Source organism: Kitasatospora sp. NPDC001132, assembly GCF_053598415.1.
The window spans coordinates 1-4,037 of record NZ_JBSFKF010000085.1; the positions used below are offsets into that span (position 1 = coordinate 1).

The 4,037-nt window shown below is 71.1% G+C and carries 1 protein-coding gene and 2 pseudogenes; all 3 read left to right on the top strand.

What is annotated here, in order from left to right; all coding sequences use genetic code 11:
- Positions 1–93, top strand: a pseudogene (locus tag ACWDBE_RS39010) (ATP-binding protein); the annotation flags it as partial.
- 476 nt (positions 94–569) lie between these two features.
- Positions 570–3,935, top strand: a complete 3,366-nt coding sequence (locus ACWDBE_RS39015) for a sensor histidine kinase (protein ID WP_449810354.1) — start codon at positions 570–572, stop codon at positions 3,933–3,935.
- Between the two features lie 10 nt (positions 3,936–3,945).
- Positions 3,946–4,037, top strand: a pseudogene (locus ACWDBE_RS39020) (roadblock/LC7 domain-containing protein); the annotation flags it as partial.

Consider the following 4,037-nt stretch of genomic DNA (forward strand, 5'->3'; position numbering starts at 1 on the left):
CCCGTCATCACCCTCGACGCCCGACGCCGCGACAGCGCCAAGAGCGCCCTCATCACCCTCGTCGAACACGCCCTCCTCGCCCGACTCCGCTGAACGAGGGCGACCGCGAGCACACGGGCGCGCGAACACCCGCGCCGAGCCGAAGGGGCCCAGGGCGCCCCGGAGGCGAGCGCGCGAACAACCGCACAGCCCCGACGGCCCGTCCCACGACGGGCCGTCGGGGCCACGACGCTTACCGGCCGGTGTCCTCCGGGGGCTCCGCGCAAGACCCGCGCATAAGCAGCGGATAACAGTTCGGTAGGCATTTTGTGATCAACAATGACTCAGTGTGGCGAATTGGCGTCGCTCAGCGCCTGGTGACCACTGTTTTGCTCCGTCATGTCGGTGATTGTCCGGATTGTGCCGACGCGGGTGCCGGGCTGCAGCTGTTTGTCCCCCATCCCTGCACGTGCTGAAATTCCAGCTACCCCTGGGTGTCTCCTGCGCCGGTCCGTCCGGCGGCGGGACAGGGCCCCGGGGTAGCGCTGGATTGATCCATGGCCGGCATTCGGCCGAGAGGTAGTTGTCGAGTGAGGCGTAAGCAGCAACCCGCCCCGCAGCGGCGCTCCGAGCCCCGCCAGAGCGAGCCGAACGGTACCCCGGGGGATCCGGCCGGATTCTCCGCGTTCACTCCCACCGAGGAACGCGCCCAGTCCCCCGTCCCGGCCGCCGAACCCCAGGCCTCGCCCACGGCGCCCCGCGGCAGCGGATCGTCGGGCGAGGGCAGTGGCGGCGGCTCCAGCCGGTACGACTTCCTCCGCCCGCGCAACTGGCGCGTGCCGACCCGTCTGATCGCGATCCTGCTGATCCCCGTGATCATCAGTCTCGTCTTCGGCGGCCTGCGAGTGAACACCTCGGTCGACGGCTACATCAAGGCCTCCCGCGCCGAGAAGACCGCCGAGCTGGCCAAGGCGGCGACCGAACTCGCCGAGGCGCTGGAGAACGAGCGCGACAAGACGCTCATACCCCTGATCACCAAGCAGGACCCGAACAACGAGGTGACCAAGCGGCGCAACGACACCGACGCCGCGCTGAAGGCGTACAACGCCGCCTACGCCGCCTCCGACAAGTCCGGTGAGCTCCCCCGCCGCCACGAGGCCTTCCAGACCCTGGTGGTCGACCTGCCGCACCTGCGGGCCAACGCGTACAACCCGGAGCTGTTCATCAGCGCCACCGCCAACGCCTACTCGGTGATGCTCGACCCGCTGCTGGCCTTCGACAACTCGGTCGGCATGGGCTCCGCCAACGCCACCAGCAAGGGCCGCGCGATCTACGCGATGTCGCTGGCCAAGGCCGCCGCCTCGACCCAGCGCGCGCTGATGCTCAACCTGCTGGTCGGCATCTCGGCGAACGCCACCACGCGCTACGAGAACCAGAACGTCATCCAGCAGATCCTGATCTCGGAGAAGCTGGAGCAGGTCTCCATCAACGAGTTCAACACCGGCAGCGCGCCCGAGGACGCCCAGAAGTACGCGGAGGCGCAGGTCGCCCAGTTCGCCGCGCAGGAGCGCTCGGCGTACAAGATGCCCAACGGCGCGGCGCCCACCATGCAGGCCCTGCTCCAGCTCGGCGCCTCGTACAGCCAGGCCGCCGCGGAGGGCCAGCTGAAGGGCAAGGCCGCCGCCGACGCCGCGTACGCCGAGGCGAAGAACGCCGGTCTGACCCCGGACAACTGGAACCAGGCCGCCAACACCCACATCCAGGCCCTGCGGAACACCGAAGTCGCGCTGCTGGACGACGTCCTCAACGACGCCCTCGCCCTGAAGGACAACGCGCTCTACGACGCCATCCTCAACACGGTCATCGTCGTCGCGGCGCTCGTCCTGGCCGGTCTGCTCACCGGCTACGTGGCCCGCTCGATGATTCTCGGCATGCGCACCCTGCGCAACGCCGCCCTGGAGATCGCCGACCACCGCCTGCCGGACCTGGTCGAGAAGCTCTCCAAGACCGACCCCGACCGGGTCGACACCTCGGTGACCCCGATCCCGCTGCACGGCAAGGACGAGATCGGCGAGGTCGCCCGGGCGTTCGACCAGGTCCACCAGCAGGCCGTGGCGCTCGCCGCCGAGCAGGCCCTGCTGCGAGGGAACGTCAACGCGATCTTCACCAACCTGTCGCGCCGCAGCCAGAGCCTGATCCAGCGCCAGCTGGCGCTGATCACCGACCTGGAGAACAACGAGGCCGACCCGGACCAGCTGGAGAACCTCTTCAAGCTGGACCACCTGGCCACCCGTATGCGCCGCAACGGTGAGAACCTGCTCGTCCTCGCGGGCGAGGAGGCCGGCCGCCGCTGGAACACCCCGGTCCCGCTGGTCGACGTGCTCCGCGCCGCCGCGTCCGAGGTGGAGCAGTACGAGCGCGTCGAGCTCTCCGGCATCCCGGAGGTCGACGTCGTCGGCGCCGCCGTGACCGACCTCGTCCACCTGCTCGCCGAGCTGCTGGAGAACGCCACCTCGTTCTCCAGCCCGCAGACCCGGGTGCTGGTCAACGCGACCCGCCTGCCGGACGGCCGGGTGCTGGTCGAGATCCACGACAAGGGCATCGGCCTCACCGCCGAGGACTTCGCGGAGATCAACGAGAAGCTGGCCGAGCCGCCCACGGTGGACGCCACCATCTCCCGCCGCATGGGCCTGTTCGTGGTCGGCCGGCTCTCCCAGCGGCACGACGTCCGCGTCCAGCTCCGCCCGTCCGGCGAGTCCGCCGGCACCACCTCGCTGGTCATGCTCCCGCCGTTCGTCACCCAGTCCGGTGCGGCGCCGGAGCCGGACGAGCAGTTCACCGTCTCCCGGATCTTCGCCGAGCAGGAGCCGACCGCCGAGTGGGCGCCGGAAGCCCCCGCCCGCAGCGCGGCCGAGCTCGGCTTCGACGACCACCTCACCGGCATCGGCAACGCCGGCTCCAGCGGGTTCAGCCCGGCCCTGGAGTCCGTCCAGCGCTCGCAGCGCCTCGACCAGGTCCGCCGCGCGGCCCTGGACAGCGCCCCGCACCCGCCGGTGGTGGACGCCGAGGTCGAGGAGGACTACCAGCAGGGCTACGACCAGTACGCCCCGCAGGGCTACGAGCAGCCGCAGGCCCAGGCCGACGACCAGTACGGCTACGACCAGGGCGGCTACCAGCAGGACGAGTACCACCAGCAGGACGAGTACGCCCAGGACGGCTACGACCAGTACGCCCCGCAGGGCTACGGGCAGCAGCAGGGCTACGCCGACGACCGGTACGGCTACGACCAGGGCGGCTACCAGCAGGACGAGTACGCCGACCAGTACGGCCGTCCGGCCGAGGAGTCCCCGGCCGGCCACCCGTACGCCCCGGAGCCGCCCGCGCTGCCCGCCGCCGAGCCGCCGCACACCACCCTGGCGTCCGGGCTGCCGCAGCGCCGCCCCGGCGAGCAGCTGGCCGGCGGTGGCCCCGCCTCCGCTCCGGCCGGCGGCAGCCCGTCCGGCGAGAGCCCGAACTGGTTCGCCGGCGCCAAGGACACCTCGGCGCCCGCGGCCCAGCGCGGCCACGACGTGTCCGCGCTCGGCGGTTACGGCCCGACCGGCCCGACCGCCAGCACCGCCTGGCAGTCGCCGAACGACGGCGACTGGCAGCGGGCCGAGCAGCTGCGTGAGCCCGCCTCCGGCGGCACGACCGGTGCCGGTCTGCCGCGGCGCGTGCCCAAGCAGAACCTGGTGCCCGGCAACGCCAAGTCCACCCCGCAGGACGGGCCGCAGGTCTCCCGCAGCCCGGAGGAGGTCCGTGGCCGCCTCACCAACCTGCGCCGCGGTGTGGAGCAGGGCCGCAGCGCCGGTAACACCGGAAGCTTCCGGATCGACCCCGATCAGGTAGACCAGTCCGGCAACGGACAGAACCCGAGCACCGATCTCTTCGGCGGCTCGAACCACCAGGAGCGTTGAGTTGACTCAGATGAGCCAGGCCGCACAGAACCTGAACTGGCTGATCACCAATTTCGTGGACAACACCCCCGGGGTGTCCCACACCGTGGTGGTCTCCGCGGA